Source organism: Pantoea sp. C8B4 (assembly GCF_051336905.1).
Lineage (GTDB): Bacteria > Pseudomonadota > Gammaproteobacteria > Enterobacterales > Enterobacteriaceae > Pantoea > Pantoea rwandensis_B.
The window spans coordinates 565947-583154 of sequence record NZ_JBGMNK010000001.1; the positions used below are offsets into that span (position 1 = coordinate 565947).

Here is a 17208-nt window from a genome sequence, read left to right on the forward strand (position 1 = left end):
GCTGGCAGTCATCAGTGCGATTGGGCGGGCTAAAACGCCCGCAGCTTATGATGGTTATCGGCGTGCTTAAGTGAAACTTGAGGTAAAAAATCAGAACAAATCGGTAATATCCTGGCTATACGCCTTCACCACTTTTTCGCCCATGTTTTTGAATTGCTGGATCATTCCCACCAATTTCTGCGCATATTTCGGATCGGTGGCATAGCCCGCAGCCTGCAGAGCTCGTGCGCCCTGCTCCGGCGTTGCGGCGTTGGCAACGGCGGCATAGCGCGGGTTATTGGACAGCAGTTTGACGTAGTCGCTGAGTGCTTCCATATAGGAGCCATAAACACGGAAGGTGGCACGCACTTTCTTCGCCACGCCACCTTCATATTCGGTGGTCATGATGTCGGTGGTTGCGCCCTTCCAGTCACCACCGGCCTTGATGCCAAACACGTTGTAGCTCGGCTTGCCGTCGCGCGTCAGAATCTGGCGTTGTCCCCAACCCGATTCCAGCGCCGCCTGGGCAAGGATCAAGTGATGAGGAATACCACTCTGCTGACTCGCGGCCTGCGCGGGTTGGGATAACTGGGCAATAAAGTCGTTGCTATCCGCTGGGAAGCTGGATGGCGATACCGGCAGACGCGGCACCGCTTTGCGTACCATCTGCTCCAGTTGGTTGGAAGGCAGATTGCTATAAATGAAGCTGTTATCCAGCTTCATCGGTACCGTGCCCGCGGTTTCATCAGGCTCTTGCGCGGGCTGCATCTGTTTGACGATCAAATCCGCCATACCCAGCCCGCGTTTACCGATTTCCTGCGCAATCTGCTGATCGTACATTGAGGTGTACATCTTTGTTGAGTCGCTGCTGAAGATGCCATCCTGCGGCAACGCTTCACGCATGCTCTTCAACATCATCTGTACGAACATTCCCTCAACCTGTTTTGCCACTTGCAGCGCCTTCCCTTTCGGGTCGGCGGCGGCTTCGCGTTTCAGGTTGTTCAGTGAGCGGCTGTCATAAGCCGCACTCATCAGCGATTGCGTATCGGTCATCAGATGATTTCCAGTTTGGCGCGCAGACAGCCTGCACTTTGCATCGACTGCAGAATCGACATCAGCTCAATCGGCGTTGCGCCCAGGGCGTTAAGGGCACGGACCACGTTATTAAGGTTGGCGCTGGCGTTAACACGCTGCAAGGCTCCGCCGCTCTGGCGCAAGTCGATCTGCGTCTGCGTCGTCGCCACGGTTTGTCCACCGGCGAACGGCGTGTTCGGCTGGCTGACGTTCTGCTGCTGATTTACTGTCACCGACAAGTTGCCTTGCGCCACAGCACAGGTATTGAGCGTTACCTCGCGGTTCATGACCACCGAACCGGTACGCGAGTTGATGATGACTTTGGCATCTTCAACCGGCACGGAAACGTCTATATTCTGGATTTCTGACAGCAGGCGCACCTGCGAGCTGTTGTTTGGCGACACACGAATTTGCACCGTGCGCGCATCGAGCGCTTGCGCTGAACCCACGCCACGGCTATTAATCGCATCGGCAATACGCTGCGCCATGGTGAAATCTTCAGTATTCAATTGGAGATTGATGGTGTTTTGGCTGCCAAAGTTACTTTGCAGCTCGCGCTCTACCGTTGCACCATCAGTAATGCGGCCACCGTTTAGCTGGTTAACCTGCACACTGCTGCCGCCCGCAGATGCACCCGCACCGCCCACCAGAATATTTCCCTGCGCCAGCGCGTACACCTGGTTATCGACCCCTTTCATCGGCGTCATTAACAGCGTGCCACCGCGCAGGCTTTTGGCGTTACCCAGCGAAGAGACCACCACGTCAATATTCTGCCCCTGCCGCGCAAACGACGGCAGCTTTGCCGTGACCATCACCGCCGCCACGTTTTTCAGCTGCATATTGGTGCCGGTGGGCACGGTGATACCGAGCTGCGACAGCATGTTGCTTACCGTCTGGGTGGTAAACGGGGTTTGCGTTGTCTGGTCACCTGTCCCATCAAGCCCCACCACCAGGCCGTAACCGATCAGCTGGTTTTCGCGCACGCCCTGCACGGATGTCAGATCGCGAATGCGGTCAGCCTGGGCCATCAGACTGACGCCGAGCAGCAGGCTCAGGCTCAGACGCAGCAGAGTGTTCATTTTCATCATTACCTCGATTACATCGGCGACACGTTCAGGAAGAAACGCTGGAACCAGCCCATGGTTTGCGCCTCATTGATATACCCGTTTCCGACATACTCAATACGTGCATCGGCCACCTGCGTTGACAACACGGCGTTGCTGGCGCTGATGGTGCGTGGGTTAACCACACCGGAGAAGCGAATAAATTCGGTTCCCTGGTTAATTTCGATCTGTTTCTCACCGACCACGCGCAGGTTGCCATTCGACAACACCTGATTCACGGTGACGGTGATGGTGCCGGTAAAGGTGTTATTGGCCGTTGCGCCACCTTTGCCAGCGAAGTCATTTTTACCATTGGCATCCAGACCGGCTTTCTCACCGGCGGCGCCGACCAGACCGCTCAGGCCGGTTGGCACAGTGCTCACGCCAAAGCTGTTGCTGCCATCACGGCTCGCATTGGCTGAAGAACTTTTGCTGGCGCTGACATTCTCTTGCAGCGTAATCGTCAGGGTATCGCCAATGTTACGTGGACGGCGGTCTTCGAACAGCGGCTGATAGCCGTAGTTCAGTGGCGCAACGCCCTGGAAAATAGAACCGTTTACCACTGGCGGTGCGGAAGGCGTGGGTTCTGCCGTTGTGGCACCCTGCACCAGAGGCGTACGCGGGACTAACGCACAACCGTTTAATGTCAGTAGCAGCGTGGCTACTAACCAATGCCCAGGCTTGAGAATCACTTGCTTCGCCACGGAGTTCTGACCTTATTCATGTTCTTAATCGGGCCAGCCAGGCTGGCCCAACGACCCCAGATTAAACCTGGGTTAATTTCTGCAGCATCTGATCAGAAGTGGTGATCGCTTTGCTGTTGATTTCATAAGCACGCTGCGTCTGAATCATGGTGACCAACTCTTCCGCCACGTTGACGTTAGAAGTTTCAACATAACCCTGATACAGCAAACCCGCGCCGTTCTGGCCTGGCGTACTCTGCGTCGCCGCACCGGATGCCTGCGTTTCCTGATAGAGGTTTTCACCCAGGCTATCGAGGCCTGCATCGTTCATAAAGGTGCTCAGCGTCAACTGTCCCACCTGCGCTGGGTTGGTCTGCCCCTGCTGTGTCACGCTCACCACACCGTCACGCGAGATGGTGATGCTGGTGGCGTTCGCCGGGATAGTGATCCCAGGCTGAACCGGATAGCCGGCGTTGGTCACCAGCTGACCGTTCTGATCCACCTGGAATGAACCGTCACGCGTATATGAAGAGGTACCGTCTGGCATCTGCACTTCGAAATAACCCTGACCGTTGATCGCCACGTCTTTTGAGTTGCTGGTCTGCGACAGGTTGCCCTGGGTATGCAGACGCTCGGTGGTCACTGGGCGCACACCGGTACCAATCTGCAAGCCTGAAGGCAATGTAGTCTGTTCCGATGACTGCGTGCCCGGCTGACGCAGCGTCTGATACATCAGGTCTTCGAACACGGCACGCGAACGTTTAAACCCGTTGGTTGAAACGTTCGCAAGGTTGTTCGAAATGACGTCCATATTGGTTTGCTGGGCGTCAAGGCCGGTTTTAGCGATCCATAAAGAACGAATCATGTTGTTTTCCTTACGCCTTAGCTGCTCATGTTGAGCAGTTGATTGGCTTTTTGTTCGTTTTCATCGACGTTAGTGATGACTTTCATCTGCATCTCGAAACGTCGGGCGTTGGCGATCATGTCGACCATGGTTTCCACTGGCTTAACGTTGCTGCCTTCCAGCACGCCTGGCATGACCGCGACCGTTGCATCAGGCGCTAGAGCCGCACCGCGTGTCGCCTGCGTCGCCTGGGTTGGACGGAACATACCGTCGTCACCGCGCTGTAACTCTTTGCCCGTGGCCTTAACCAGCTTCAGCTTGCCAATCTGTACCGTGGCGTTTGGCGCATCACCCGCATTACGCGAGGTGATGGTACCGTCAGCCGCGATAGTCAGCTCGGAGCCTTGTGGAATGGCGATTGGACCGCCATCGCCCATCACGGGATTGCCCTGAATGGTCAAAATACCGGTCGAGCTGATCTGCATGTTGCCGTTGCGGGTATAGGCTTCAGAACCGTCAGCGGTACGCACCGCCAGCCAGCCATCTTGCTGTACGGCCACATCGAGCGGGCGTCCGGTGTTGTCCATCGCGCCTGGCGTCATATCGGCACCCGGCGTTGAGGCAGCCACTAAGGTGCGCGTCGGCAGCGACCAGCCGTTGACCGGCACCGCGCGCAACGCGTTGAGCTGGGCGCGGAAGCCCGGCGTTGAGGCGTTGGCGAGGTTGCTGGCGGTCACCGATTGTTGTTCCATCGTCTGACTGGCGGCGCCCATCGCGGTATATATTGCGTGATCCATAATGCAATCCCGTTAGCGAATTAACGTAAGTTGATCAGGGTGTTGAGGATCTGATCCTGCGTTTTAATCGTCTGGCTGTTCGCCTGATAGTTACGTTGTGCAACGATCATGTTGACCAGCTCTTTACTCAGATCGACGTTGGAGGCTTCCAGTGCACCTGAAGTCAGTGAACCGTAAGTGCCGGTGTTAGCCAAACCGATAGCTGCCTGACCCGAAGCGTTGGTCGCAGACCAGACGTTATCGCCTTCTGACTGCAGGCCTTCCGGGTTAGAGAAGCTGGCCAGAACGATTTGACCCAGCAGCTGAGTTTTCTGGTTCGAATAGGTACCGGTAATGGTGCCGTCATCGTTGATGGCGTAGCTGGTCAGATCGCCCGGCGCATAACCATCCTGCGTTGGGTTTCCGAATGAAGTGGTGCCGGTGTTTTGTTGCTGGCTTCCAAGTACGCTCAACGTGATGGCCTGATTAGCCGCAGCACCATTAGATCCCTGAATAGTCAAGCCAACAGTGGTTGCACCTGCGGTGGTTGTCCCGCCGCTTGTGATTGATTGCAGCTTACCGTTGGAGTCGAAGGTCATGGAGAAATCACCTGCTGACGTTCCAGTAGTGGAATCAATCGCGTGCACAGTCCAGTTGTTATCACTGGTTTTCACATAATAGAGGTCGAGAGCATGATCGTTACCCTGTGAGTCATACACAGTGACGGTGCTTTTGGCATTGTAGCTATCGACGTCTGACGAGCTGAAAGTTGCCACTGATGGCACGCTATCTGTGGAGTTCAGGTTTGACACCAAACCGGCGGTCGTGGTCGCGCGCGCCGACATCTGCGTCGTCGGTACGCTCAATGCCACCGGGTTTGCACCCGTCTGAATGGTCGGCGGGGTACCGGTTGCCGGATAGCCGGTCACGCTCATGCCCTGGGTGTTCACCAGGTTACGGTTGGCATCCAGCGTGAACTGACCATTACGAGAGTAGTACACGCTACCCGCAGCATCGGTCATACGGAAGAAACCGTTACCGCTCAGTGCCACGTCCAGACCACGGCTGGTTGAGGTCGTGGTACCGTCATTGAAGTTCTGAATAACCGCAGCGACCTTGGTACCCATACCGATATTGGAACCAGCAAACATATCCGCGAACGAAATGGTGCTGGATTTGAAACCCGCGGTCGCGGAGTTGGCGATGTTGTTACCAATGACATCCAGGTTACTGGAGGCCGCATTCATACCACTGACAGCTTGAGAAAAAGACATAACGTGTCTCCTGCTAAAATTGAATTAGAGAATCTGACGAACTTCATCAAGAGTGGCGGAGCCCATGGTGCCGAGGTCCAGTTTTGAGGTGTTATTCACCGTACTCACGCCATTCACGTAAGCGTAATTAAGCGGTTGTGCCACCAATTGTGTGCTGCCATTACTGGCGGCAATCGATACAGAATATTTGCCATCAGCCACTGTCGTGCCATTCGCATCTTTGCCGTCCCAGGAGAAGGCGTGAACGCCGGACGTCAATGCGCCCAAGTCGACAGTGCGAACCACAGTGCCGTTCGAATCTTTGATGGTCGCGGTGGTGGCGGTAGAGGCGGTACTCAACTCCACCCCGAATGGGGTCGTGGTACCACTGCCAACCAGGATCTGGCTGCCATCAATCATCACACCATGTCCAATCAGCGTCGTACTCTGCAGTGACTGGCTGGTGGTGAGCTGACCAGAGATAGAACCCAATGTGGTATTCAGCTTCTCAATGCCGCTCAGGGTGTTAATCTGCGCCAGCTGAGTAGTGAGCTGGCTGTTGTCCATTGGGTTAGTGGGATCCTGGTTCTGCAACTGCGTCACCAGCATGGTCAGGAATTGGTTCTGCAAGTCCTGAGCACTGTTTCCCGTCCCTGTTGAACTGGACGAACTCAGTACCGTTGGGTCAAGATTGGCATTAACGCCGACTGCTACGCTCATGTTCGTGCTCCGTTATTGACCCATCGTCAGGGTTTTCATCATCATTGATTTCACCGTGTTCAACACTTCGACGTTGGCCTGATAACTGCGGGACGCTGACATGGTGTTAACGGTTTCTGATACGACATCGACGTTTGGCATCTTGACGTAACCCTTCTCATCCGCCATCGGATTACCTGGGTCATACACCAATTTGGCCGGGGTAGGATCGTTCACCACGCCCGCGACTTTGACACCACCGGTCGCCGCGCCAGGGGCGGCATCGGTCTGGAATATCACCTGTTTTGCCACATAAGGCTGACCATCCGGCCCGGTGACACTATCGGCGTTGGCCAGGTTACTGGCGCTGACGTTGAGGCGCTGTGATTGCGCGGTCATCGCAGAACCGGCGATATCAAAAATATTCAGCAATGCCATGGTTATTGCCCCTGCAGAACGCTCATCATGCCTTTGATTTGGCTACTGATGAGGGTGAGATCGGTTTGGTATTTCAGGCTGTTATCAGCAAACTGTGTACGTTCACGATCCATATCCACGGTGTTGCCATCCGCGGCAGGTTGATCGGGAATGCGGTACATCAGGTCCATGGATGGCTGAGAGTTGGTTTCAGCGGCGATGTGGCGTGAAGAGGTGACTTTCAGCGCCATCCTGCTCCCCTCCGCGCGACCGTTTTCCATCACCTTGCTCAGCTGGCTGGCAAAGTCGATATCCCGTGCCTGGTAGCCCGGGGTATCGGCGTTGGCAATATTGGACGCCAGGATTTCCTGGCGCTGAGCACGCAGATTTAACGCTTCTGTACCAAATCGCAGCGCGGCATCGAGTTTGTCGAGCATGCTTCCTCCGCGAATGAGAATTTCGAGCTGACAGCTTAAGTGGACAAATGCAAGGGTGATCGTCTGAATAGCAGCAAAAATCACGGCTATTTTTGACATTGAATTTTTCGCGCGAAGAGTAGACTCAGGCCATCTTCTCGACAGGAGGCGTTTATGCGCAGATCTTTACCTTTGCTGGCCACGTGGTTGTTGGCCTTCGCGCTGCCCGGCCATGCGGCGGACCTGACCGCACAGTTAACGCAGTTTTTTAAAGCGCGCGATCCGCAACATGCCGCGGGGATGACCGTGGTGGTGCGCACGCCCAAAGAGCAGTGGCCGACCTGCGAGGCGCCGGCGTTACAACTGCCGGGCAACAGTCGCCAGTGGGGCAATCTCAGCATTGCCGCCAGCTGCGATCAGAATCGTCGTTTCCTGCAGGTTCAGGTACAGGTGACCGGTCAGTATTTAGTTGCCAGCCGTCAGGTAGCACGTGGCAGTACCCTCGACCCGAATGATTTCCGTCTTGAGACCGGGCGTCTGGATGAACTGCCTCCGCGTGCCCTGTTCGATAACAACAGCGTGGCCGATGCAATTGCGCTGCGCGATATCCCGCCTGGACAGCCGGTGACCGCGATGATGCTGCGTCAGCCCTGGCGGGTAAAAGCAGGACAAAATGTGATGGTGGTAGCCAGCGGAAACGGGTTTAATGCCAGTAGCGAAGGACGTGCGCTGAACAACGCCAGCGCGGCACAAATGGTGCGCGTGCGCATGGGAAATGGTCAGGTTGTCAGTGGGCGCGTCGACGCGGATGGGAATATTCTGATATCGCTATAAAGCGTTAAAGAACCCTGTTGTTCTGCCGATAGAGATATCAACAAAGACATTACCCTATGCTGACTCAGTTGACTGACCCTCAACTGACCTTACAGGAGCAAGACCATGAGCATCGACAGAACGCAGCCTTTAAGCCCGGTGAGCACTGTACAATCCCGCGACACCAACGATAACAACGGCAAGGTGCGCCAAAACGTGACTGCTTCAACCAACGCCAGCACCAGCGAAAGCGGTGCCGAAGTGAAGTTGAGCACGGCTCAGGCGCAGTTAATGCAGCCGGGCAGCAAAGACATCAACACTGCACGTGTTGAACAACTGAAAACCGCTATTCGTAATGGCGAACTGAAAATGGATACCGGTAAGATCGCCGACGCGCTGATCGCCGATACCAAGGCGTATTTAGAGGGTAACTAATCCCAATGGACAATCTGCTGACCACCTTAGATAAAATGCAGGACGTGCTGGCTTCACTCACTGTGGTGATGGATGAAGAGCAACAGCAACTGTCTGCCGGCCAGGTTAATGGCAACCTGTTGCAGCGCATATCAGAAGATAAAAGCGCGCTGCTGACGACGTTGAATTATCTGGACGAAATGCGCCGAAACACCGAAAAGTCACTCGGTACTCAGGCGCCCTATGGTGGTCACAGCGATCGTGAACGCCGCTGGCAGAGCATTCAGCAGCATACCCGCCGTTTGCGCGATACCAACACTCATAACGGTATTCTGCTGCAGCATCAAATCAGCTTCACCAATGATGCGATCTCGATACTGAAGCCGCACCAGACTCAGGCGTTTTACGGTCCCGATGGGTTAGGCAAAGGTCAGTCGACGCTCAGCCGCAAAGGTTAATAAAGAAAAATCCCGCCGAGGCGGGATTTTTTTATGCCAGCGTACGGCGGGCAAAATCTCTCGGGCGGAAGCCCAGCAGACCCAGCATGACAAAGTAAGCACCACCGCCAATGGCGCAGACTGCAGCCAGACGCAGCAACCGCCACCACATCTGCCCTTCTTCCCAGGCCGGCATCACATGCAGAATGCCCAGCAGTGCTGCCGCCATGACCACAACCGCAATCATCAGACGTACCAGGAAGCTAAACCAACCCGGCTGCGGCTGGAAGATATCCTGTTTACGTAATTGCCAGTACAGCAGCGCGGCGTTAAGACAAGCCGCTAATCCGATCGACAACGACAATCCGGCATGTTTGAGCGGGCCGATAAACGCCAGGTTCATCACCTGCGTCATAATTAACGTCACAATCGCAATCTTCACCGGGGTTTTAATGTCCTGACGCGAATAGAAGCCGGGCGCCAGCACTTTGACCACAATCAGTCCCATCAATCCCACCGAATACGCCACCAGCGCACGCTGCGTCATGGCGGCATCGAACGCGGTGAATTTGCCGTACTGGAACAACGCCACTGTCAGCGGGCCAGAGAGGATCCCAAGAGCAACGGCGCTCGGCAGGGCCAGCAGGAAGCAGAGGCGCAGGCCCCAATCCATCAGACGCGAATACTCATCATGATTGCCGCTGGCGAAACTCTTCGCTAACGATGGCAGTAAAATCGTGCCCAAAGCGACACCCAATACGCCCGACGGAAACTCCATCAGACGGTCGGCATAGTACATCCACGACACTGAACCCGAGACGAGGAATGAGGCGAAAATGGTGTTGATGATCAGGGATATTTGGCTCACCGAGACGCCAAGAATCGCCGGTCCCATTTGGCGCATGACGCGCCATACGCCGGCGTCACGCAGGTTGAGGCGCGGCAACACCAGCATGCCGATTTTCTTCAGGTGCGGCAGCTGGTAGAACAGTTGCAACACCCCACCGACGACCACAGCCCATGCCAGCGCCATCACCGGTGGATGGAAATGCGGGGCCGCAAATACCGCAAAGCCAATCATGCTGATGTTTAATAACGTCGGCGCAAATGCCGGAACCGAGAAGCGATTCCAGGTGTTGAGTATCGCACCGGCCAGCGACGCCAGAGAGATCAGCAGAATATAAGGAAAGGTGACGCGCAGCAGTGAACTGGTCAGTGCGAATTTATCGGCAGTATCGGCAAATCCGGGTGCGGTGACCATAATCACCCAGGGCGCGGCAATCATGCCGAGCACCGTCACCACCGCCAGCACCAGCGTCAGTAAACCGGAAACGTAGGCTATAAATACGCGCGTGGCCTCTTCGCCCTGCTTGCTTTTGTATTCAGCAAGAATGGGCACAAACGCCTGAGAAAAGGCGCCTTCCGCAAAGATACGGCGCAGCAAATTGGGCAGTTTAAAGGCCACGAAGAAGGCATCGGTGGCCATACCGGCACCGAACACGCGTGCCACAATGGCATCACGGGCAAAGCCCAGCACGCGAGAAAAAAGGGTCATCGAACTGACCGCAGCCAGCGATTTCAACAAATTCATTTTGAGTGGCGCATCCTGAAAAGTGTCGGATAAATGAGCAACTTAGCGCGGACATCTGCTGATGTCCGGCGATAGTCTACTGCCACTGCGGGAAATGACCAGCATTGAGTGTTACAAGGGGTTATTCCTGTTCGGCATCGCGCCACAGTTTTTCCACCAGACGCTGCGCCGCCAGCGCCTGTTCACCGCTGGTTTCAGGCATCGTCTGATTTTGTACACATTGGATAAAATGCTGTGCCGCACCGCTGAAACCGCGCTGAACAAGATGGCTTTGCCAGGAGGCTATCGGATCGGTGCGTAAGCCGCCGAGGTTCTCCTGCTGCCAGTCACGCATCTCATTAATTTCGATGTAATCACCGTCGCAGATGGCGCTCACCACTTCGCGCTGTGTGCCGGCGCGACGATGCATACTGGTGGTGATTTGCAGCGCCCCTGCTGAGAAGTGATGTTCAGCGTACAGCATCGCCCCCTCCTCATTGGTTTCAATAAAGCCCTGCTCACGCGTCAGTTTGCCCCCTGCCAGCCACAACGCCGTATCCACCACGTGCAGGTAGTCATCCAGCAGAGTAAAGCGCAAATCCCCCGGACCCACGCTATCCGCGCGATGCTTTTCAATACGCAGTGAAGCCGCTCGCGGCATTTCCGCTTTCAACTGTTGATAGCGTGGCGCAAAGCGACGATTAAACGCCACCATCAGTTTGCGTTTGCGCTTCTCCGCTAAAGCCACCAGCGCTTCCGCCTGCTGCAGGGTTTCGGCTAAAGGTTTATCCACGCAAACATCTTTGCCCGCCAGCAGCAACGCCTGCACCACCTCAAAATGGCTGGCGGTACTGCTGTGCACAAAGACCGCATCACTGGCGGCCGCCAGCGCGTCCAGCTGATTGAAATAAGGCATGCGATAACTGTCGCAGATGGGCTGAGCTTTTGCCTGGCTCGGCGAAAACGCCCCCGCCAGTTGCCAGTCGGTGGCGTGAGACAACACCGGCAACCAGGCTTTTTGCGCGATGCCGCCTAATCCAACAATACCGATACGTAGCGTCATGTTATTGCTCCTTCTGCAACAGGTGCTCCAGCTGGGATTGCAGCTGAGCCACCTGTTGTTCCAACTGCGCAACCCGGCTGACCAAATCTTCACTGTCCATCTCATCCGTGCTCGCGGCGGGTGCTTCAGCCACATCGCCGCCGAACAGATGCATATAACGGCTTTCGCGTTTACCCGGTTCGCGTGCCAGACGTATCACCATCGGCCCGTCATCACGGGTGATTAAGCCGTTTAACGTCTGCTCAACCTCGTTCATATCGCTGAACTCATGCAAACGTCCACTGCGGGTGCGCAGTTCACCCGGCGTTTGTGCGCCGCGCAGAAATAGCAAAGCCAGTACCGCCACTTCCGCGCTGCTGAGTTGCAAATGACCGAATGCGGAGTTACAGAAGCGCTGTTCATACTTGCTGACCCGTTGACCGAATCCGTTGTTGGATGTCACCAGGTGCTTCTTCACCAGCTCATCAAGTTGAGATTGCACCTCCATTTCACTCAGATTCATCACCGGTTCGCGGTTGGACTTTTGATTACAGGCGGTGACCACGCCATTGAGGGAAAGCGGATATTGATCCGGAGTGGTGACCTGCTTTTCTAGCAGGCAACCGATCACACGCAGCGCCTGCGCGGATAAAGCCATTTTCATGCGTATTTCCTTATTATTGTCCACGACGATCCGGGGTCCACTCCTGCCAGGTCAACGCGGTCAACACGTGATCCTGCCAGCGTCCATCGATCAGCAAATAATCTTTGGCATACCCCTCTTTCTCGAACCCAAGACGTGCCAGCAAATCACCGCTGCGCTGATTGTGCGGCATATAGTTGGCCATGATGCGGTGAATGCGTTGCTGCCGCTGCATGTAGCGAATCGCTGACTGCAACGCTTCAAACATCATGCCTTGCCCCTGCCACTTTTCGCCTAATGAGTAACCGAGGTAACAAGCGTGAAATGAACCGCGCAGCACGTTGCTAAAATTGGCCACACCGCGCACTTCATGCTCTTCCGGGTCCATCAGCACAAAATAGTAGGCTGAGCCCTGTTTATGCATATCCGCGATCAGTCCAAGGCGTGCCTGCCAGCCTGAGGGGTAGCAGTGGCTTTCGTCGCGCACCGGCTCCCAGGGTTTAAGGAAGACGCGGTTCTCTGCATAATAATCTGCCAATCGCCAGGCATCGCGCTCGTGAACTAAACGGACCACCAAACGATCGGTAGTCAGGCGCACGCGGGGTCCAGCAGAACGATAGCCAAACATCATGACTCCTGAAATCCATAACTTTAAGAAAGATGTACGCCGGAGGCGATACTTCTCACTATAACCGTCACCTTCGCTACGGTAAAACCCTCGACAACATGCAACGTGATTCATCCTTAATCAGGATTAATTTTTCTGCTCATTCGATGAAAAAATATCATCCTGGATACGCTGTCTTTCCCGTCAGCGCAGGCGGAAAATAGACCAACTGGTCACTTTTCTCATCACTTGCTCAGGATTAAGCATGTCTCGGGTAGCGCGGGCACGACGCCTCGGTAAAACATTCCTCTTAATCGATAACATGTTGGTGGTGTTAGGCTTTTTCGTGGTATTTCCACTGATTTCCATCCATTTCGTTGAACAGCTGGGCTGGGCGGCGTTAATGGTGGGTATCGCGCTGGGTTTGCGTCAATTTGTGCAGCAGGGGCTGGGCATTTTCGGCGGCGCGATTGCCGATCGTTTCGGCGCACGTCCGCTGATCGTGACGGGTATGCTGATGCGCGCAGCCGGGTTCGCTTGCATGGCGCTGGCGCATCAACCCTGGATGCTATGGCTGGCCTGTTTGCTATCCGGCCTCGGTGGCACCCTGTTTGATCCTCCCCGCAGCGCCATGGTGGTGAAACTGGTACGCGCTCGCGAGCGCGGTCGTTTCTTCTCGCTATTGATGATGCAGGACAGCGCGGGCGCCGTACTGGGTGCGCTGGTTGGCAGTTGGCTGCTGGCGTGGGATTTCCGTCTGGTGTGCTGGGTAGGTGCAGTGGTGTTTGTCGCCGCGGCGATATTTAACGCCGTGTGGTTACCGGCGTGGCGCATCTCAACGGAACGCATTGCGATGCGCGAAGGTATGCAGCGCGTCTGGCAGGATAAACGTTTCCGCCTTTATGTGCTGACGTTGACCGGCTACTACATTTTGGCCGTGCAAGTGATGTTGATGTTGCCGGTGATGGTGAATCAGGTGGCTGGCGCACCCGCCGCCGTGAAATGGATGTACGCCATCGAAGCCATGTTGTCGCTCAGCCTGCTCTATCCGCTGGCTCGCTGGAGCGAAAAACGCTTCCGCCTGGAAACCCGGCTGATGGCGGGTTTATTCCTGATGACCTTTAGCCTGCTGCCAGTCGGCATGGCCCAATCTCTGCCCTCGCTGTTTTTGTTAATCGGCGTGTTCTACCTGGGTTCCATCATCGCCGAACCGGCACGCGAGACGCTCAGCGCATCGTTGGCCAGTTCACGCGCGCGGGGCAGTTACATGGGATTCAGTCGTTTAGGTCTGGCCATCGGCGGTCTGATTGGCTACTCCGGTGGCGGGTGGATGTTCGATATGGGCCAGCAATTGGCTCTGCCTGAACTGCCCTGGATGTTGCTGAGCAGCGTTGGCATCATCACCCTGCTGGCCTTGTGGTGGCAGTTCCAGCCGCGCCCGGTGGCACCGATCATCTTCAGCAGCTAGTTTGCCCCTTCGAAGGATCTCTTCCATACTTCCCGCACGTCCGGAAAAAGGGTGACCTTTGTCACCCTTAGATTTACACAGGAGAAACGGGATGAAACTCTACATCTACGATCACTGCCCTTTCTGCGTAAAAGCACGCATGATTTTTGGCTTAAAGAACCTGCCGGTTGAATTGATCGTTATGCTCAATGACGATGAGCAGATGCCTAAAAAGCTCATCGGGCAGAAGATGGCGCCCATTCTGCAAAAAGCCGATGGCAGTGCGATGCCAGAAAGTATGGACATTGTCCGACTGGTGGATAAACAGGATCGCGAGCCGCTGCTTAACGGCAAAAACAACCCCGCCATCAGCGAATGGCTGCGCCGCGTTAACGGCTATATTAATAAGCTACTGATTCCGCGCATCGCTGATGCCTCGTTTGCGGAATTTGCCACGCCGGAAGCGCGTCGTTATTTCCGTGAGAAAAAGCAGGCCAGCGTCGGAGATTTCACGGAGCTGCGTAAACACGCACCCGGGCTGATAAAAAACATCAGTGATGACCTGCGTCAGCTCGATAAGCTCATCGTCAAACCCAATGCCGTGAATGGCGAACTGTCTGAAGACGATATCAATCTGTTTCCGCTCCTGCGTTCGCTCACCTTAGTGGCAGGCATCGAATGGCCGAGTCGCGTAGCGGATTACCGCGACAATATGGCGAAGCAAACCCAGATTAATCTGCTCTCTTCCATCGCGGCATAGCCCCGTCCGATGAGAAACGCTGCGGCGTTTCTCATCCCTCTCCTGGTGACACCTGGCCCGGTTTCAGGCAGGCTATGGCTGTTTTGCCGTATCGTTCAGGATGAGGATCTATGAAAAAGGCGATGTCTGGGCTATTGGCCCTATTTTTAGCCGTGCTGTTGAGCGGCTGCAATCAATTGACGCAATACACCATCAGCGAACAGGAAGTGAATCAAGCGCTGCAGAAGCGCAATAACTTCGAAAAAGACGTCGGCGTATCCGGGCTGGTCAATGCACACATCGTGCTCAGCGATCTCACCAGTCAGATTGGTCGTGAAGAACCCGGCAAGATTACCCTGTCCGGCAAAGCAAACATCAACGTCAGCTCGCTATTTGGTCCGCAGCAGGCTGAGATGCAGCTCAAGATGAAAGCGCAGCCGATTTTCAATGCACAGGAAGGCGCGATTTATCTGCATGATATTGAAATTGTCGACGCGCAAGTACAGCCTGAAAAGATGGCGTCCATCATGAAAACACTGACGCCTTATCTTAATGAGTCTCTCAAACGCTACTTCAATGAGAAGCCTGCCTATGTGCTGAGCGAAGACCGTAGCAAAGGTGAAGCACTGGCGAAGAAATTTGCCAAAGGCATTGAAGTGAAGCCGGGACAATTGGTGATTCCGTTTACGGATTAACCTCAACCACCGCACCTTCGGGTGCGGTTTTTGTTTCTGGCAATAAAATCCCGTGCAAACGGTTGCTCACACCCTTATGATTACTCCCCGGCCTAAACGTGCCCATTCGTTTTTTCTCAGCCGGAGCCTTTTTGAATGACAGCCCAACCCCAGCAAATCACGATTCGCCGCCCTGACGATTGGCATATCCATCTGCGCGATGGCGCGATGCTCAATGCCGTTTTGCCTTATACCAGTGCGGTCAATGGTCGTGCGATTGTCATGCCAAACCTGGTTCCACCGGTGACAAGCGTAGAGGCCGCCATTGCCTATCGCGAGCGCATTATGGCTGCGCTGCCTGCTGAACACGCTTTTACGCCACTGATGACCTGCTACCTCACTGATTCCTTAGATCCGGATGAAATTGAGCGTGGCTTCCGCAACGGGACCTTCACCGCAGCGAAACTCTATCCCGCGCATGCCACCACCAACTCCAGCCACGGCGTCACCAATATTGATTCTATCGCCAGCGTGCTGGACCGTATGCAGCAGATCGGCATGCCGATGCTGGTGCACGGTGAAGTCACGGATTCGCATATCGATATTTTTGACCGCGAAGCGCGTTTTATCGAAACCGTGCTGGAACCGCTGCGTCAGCGCTTCCCTGCCCTGAAAGTCGTGATGGAACACATTACCACTAAAGAAGCGGCAGAATATCTGGCCGCGGGCAACGACCTGCTGGGTGCCACCATCACGCCGCAGCATTTGATGTTTAACCGCAATCACATGCTGGTGGGTGGTGTACGTCCTCATCTCTATTGCCTGCCAATTCTGAAACGCAACATTCACCAGGAAGCTCTGCGCAGCCTGGTGGCCAGTGGCAATCGTCGCGTATTCCTCGGTACGGACACCGCACCGCATCTGCGTCATCTGAAAGAGGCGAGCTGCGGCTGTGCCGGCGTGTTTAACGCACCGACATCACTGCCTGCCTATGCCACGGTATTCGAAGAGTTGAATGCGCTGGAACATTTCGAAGCGTTCTGTTCAGAAAACGGGCCTAACTTCTACGGCCTGCCGCTGAATGAGGGCACACTGACGCTGGTACGTGAGTCCTGGACAGTGCAGGACACCATCAACGTGGCCGATGACACGCTGGTGCCGTTCCTCGCAGGTGAAACCCTAAACTGGCGTATTAAAGAATAATATTGCACAACTTGCCTTTGGGATAATTTTACTGTACAAATAACCAGTATATTATCCCGGAGGCTTTTATGCGTGTTGAAATTACCGTAGCGAAAACTCAGCCCCTTCCCGCAGGTGCACTGGATGCACTCAGTGCCGAACTCACCCGTCGTATTTCCCGTGATTTCCCCGATGACGATCACCATGTCAAAGTCCGTTATGCGGGCGGCAATCAATTGAGCGTATTTGGTGGCTGTAAAGCGTCACGCGAACGCATTAGCGATATTTTACAAGAAACGTGGGAAAGCGCAGACGACTGGTTTATTACTGATTAACTGCCACTGTGCCGTTTTTGCCGGGTTTCGCCACCCGGTTTTTTTGTTTTAATTTCCCTCT

At 55.0% G+C, this 17208-nt stretch carries 21 protein-coding genes; 8 read left to right on the forward strand and 13 right to left on the reverse strand.

Annotation, left to right across the window (positions count from 1 at the left end):
- Positions 1–90: 90 nt before the first annotated feature.
- The 9 genes from flgJ to flgB all read right to left on the reverse strand — a co-directional run bounded on the left by flgJ (position 91) and on the right by flgB (position 7265).
- Positions 91–1032 carry a flagellar assembly peptidoglycan hydrolase FlgJ gene (gene flgJ / locus ACCW76_RS02605; protein WP_034830681.1) on the reverse strand — a complete coding sequence of 314 codons (942 nt, stop codon included), beginning with the start codon at positions 1030–1032 and terminating at the stop codon, positions 91–93.
- Positions 1032–2138: a flagellar basal body P-ring protein FlgI gene (locus ACCW76_RS02610; protein ID WP_436337694.1), complete on the reverse strand. Its 1107-nt coding sequence runs from the start codon at positions 2136–2138 to the stop codon at positions 1032–1034. Before ACCW76_RS02610 ends, flgJ begins: the two co-directional genes overlap by 1 nt.
- Before the next feature lie 11 nt (positions 2139–2149).
- Positions 2150–2860 (reverse strand): flagellar basal body L-ring protein FlgH, encoded by a 711-nt coding sequence (locus ACCW76_RS02615; RefSeq protein WP_034830679.1) that lies wholly within the window; start codon positions 2858–2860, stop codon positions 2150–2152.
- Positions 2861–2921: 61 nt separating this feature from the next.
- Entirely contained in the window at positions 2922–3704 is a 783-nt protein-coding gene (gene flgG, locus ACCW76_RS02620) for a flagellar basal-body rod protein FlgG (protein WP_034830678.1), read from the reverse strand.
- A gap of 17 nt (positions 3705–3721) precedes the next feature.
- Entirely contained in the window at positions 3722–4480 is a 759-nt protein-coding gene (locus ACCW76_RS02625; protein WP_034830676.1) for a flagellar basal body rod protein FlgF, read from the reverse strand.
- Positions 4481–4500: 20 nt separating this feature from the next.
- Positions 4501–5733, reverse strand: a complete 1233-nt coding sequence (gene flgE, locus ACCW76_RS02630; RefSeq protein ID WP_436337645.1) for a flagellar hook protein FlgE — start codon at positions 5731–5733, stop codon at positions 4501–4503.
- Positions 5734–5757: 24 nt separating this feature from the next.
- A complete protein-coding gene (gene flgD / locus ACCW76_RS02635) occupies positions 5758–6432 on the reverse strand; it encodes a flagellar hook assembly protein FlgD (RefSeq protein ID WP_045813859.1) in 675 nt (224 codons plus the stop codon).
- 12 nt (positions 6433–6444) lie between these two features.
- Positions 6445–6849 (reverse strand): flagellar basal body rod protein FlgC, encoded by a 405-nt coding sequence (flgC, locus tag ACCW76_RS02640; RefSeq protein WP_034830669.1) that lies wholly within the window; start codon positions 6847–6849, stop codon positions 6445–6447.
- 2 nt (positions 6850–6851) lie between these two features.
- Positions 6852–7265: a flagellar basal body rod protein FlgB gene (flgB, locus tag ACCW76_RS02645; protein ID WP_436337646.1), complete on the reverse strand. Its 414-nt coding sequence runs from the start codon at positions 7263–7265 to the stop codon at positions 6852–6854.
- A gap of 153 nt (positions 7266–7418) precedes the next feature.
- Between flgB and flgA the strand changes: the two genes are divergently transcribed.
- The 3 genes from flgA to flgN all read left to right on the forward strand — a co-directional run bounded on the left by flgA (position 7419) and on the right by flgN (position 8929).
- Positions 7419–8078: a flagellar basal body P-ring formation chaperone FlgA gene (flgA, locus tag ACCW76_RS02650; RefSeq protein WP_436337647.1), complete on the forward strand. Its 660-nt coding sequence runs from the start codon at positions 7419–7421 to the stop codon at positions 8076–8078.
- Between the two features lie 105 nt (positions 8079–8183).
- Positions 8184–8492, forward strand: a complete 309-nt coding sequence (flgM, locus tag ACCW76_RS02655; protein ID WP_038647616.1) for a flagellar biosynthesis anti-sigma factor FlgM — start codon at positions 8184–8186, stop codon at positions 8490–8492.
- Positions 8493–8497: 5 nt separating this feature from the next.
- The gene (gene flgN, locus ACCW76_RS02660) at positions 8498–8929 is read left to right on the forward strand and encodes a flagellar export chaperone FlgN (RefSeq protein WP_436337648.1); all 432 of its coding nucleotides are present in this window, start codon (positions 8498–8500) and stop codon (positions 8927–8929) included.
- 31 nt (positions 8930–8960) lie between these two features.
- Here the strand turns inward: flgN and murJ are convergent, their stop codons facing one another.
- From murJ to rimJ, 4 genes are all read right to left on the reverse strand, one after another.
- A complete protein-coding gene (gene murJ, locus ACCW76_RS02665) occupies positions 8961–10499 on the reverse strand; it encodes a murein biosynthesis integral membrane protein MurJ (RefSeq protein ID WP_436337649.1) in 1539 nt (512 codons plus the stop codon).
- Positions 10500–10620: 121 nt separating this feature from the next.
- Positions 10621–11541, reverse strand: coding sequence for a Gfo/Idh/MocA family protein (locus ACCW76_RS02670; protein WP_045833071.1), 921 nt, complete (start codon positions 11539–11541; stop codon positions 10621–10623).
- A gap of 1 nt (position 11542) precedes the next feature.
- Positions 11543–12184 carry a DUF480 domain-containing protein gene (locus tag ACCW76_RS02675; protein WP_436337650.1) on the reverse strand — a complete coding sequence of 214 codons (642 nt, stop codon included), beginning with the start codon at positions 12182–12184 and terminating at the stop codon, positions 11543–11545.
- A 13-nt stretch (positions 12185–12197) separates the two neighbouring features.
- The gene (gene rimJ, locus ACCW76_RS02680; RefSeq protein ID WP_038647626.1) at positions 12198–12791 is read right to left on the reverse strand and encodes a ribosomal protein S5-alanine N-acetyltransferase; all 594 of its coding nucleotides are present in this window, start codon (positions 12789–12791) and stop codon (positions 12198–12200) included.
- A gap of 244 nt (positions 12792–13035) precedes the next feature.
- On the opposite strand from rimJ, the gene mdtH reads away from it, so the two are divergent.
- The 5 genes from mdtH (at position 13036) to dinI (ending at position 17147) form a co-directional block, all read left to right on the forward strand.
- Complete coding sequence (gene mdtH, locus ACCW76_RS02685; RefSeq protein ID WP_436337651.1) at positions 13036–14238, forward strand: multidrug efflux MFS transporter MdtH; 1203 nt, start codon at positions 13036–13038, stop codon at positions 14236–14238.
- Between the two features lie 91 nt (positions 14239–14329).
- Complete coding sequence (gene grxB / locus ACCW76_RS02690) at positions 14330–14977, forward strand: glutaredoxin 2 (RefSeq protein WP_436337652.1); 648 nt, start codon at positions 14330–14332, stop codon at positions 14975–14977.
- A gap of 110 nt (positions 14978–15087) precedes the next feature.
- Positions 15088–15651, forward strand: a complete 564-nt coding sequence (locus ACCW76_RS02695; RefSeq protein WP_038647632.1) for a lipoprotein — start codon at positions 15088–15090, stop codon at positions 15649–15651.
- A 135-nt stretch (positions 15652–15786) separates the two neighbouring features.
- On the forward strand, positions 15787–16833 hold the full coding sequence (pyrC, locus tag ACCW76_RS02700; RefSeq protein WP_045833074.1) for a dihydroorotase: 1047 nt from the start codon (positions 15787–15789) through the stop codon (positions 16831–16833).
- A 68-nt stretch (positions 16834–16901) separates the two neighbouring features.
- Positions 16902–17147, forward strand: coding sequence for a DNA damage-inducible protein I (dinI, locus tag ACCW76_RS02705; protein ID WP_034820137.1), 246 nt, complete (start codon positions 16902–16904; stop codon positions 17145–17147).
- Positions 17148–17208: the final 61 nt, after the last annotated feature.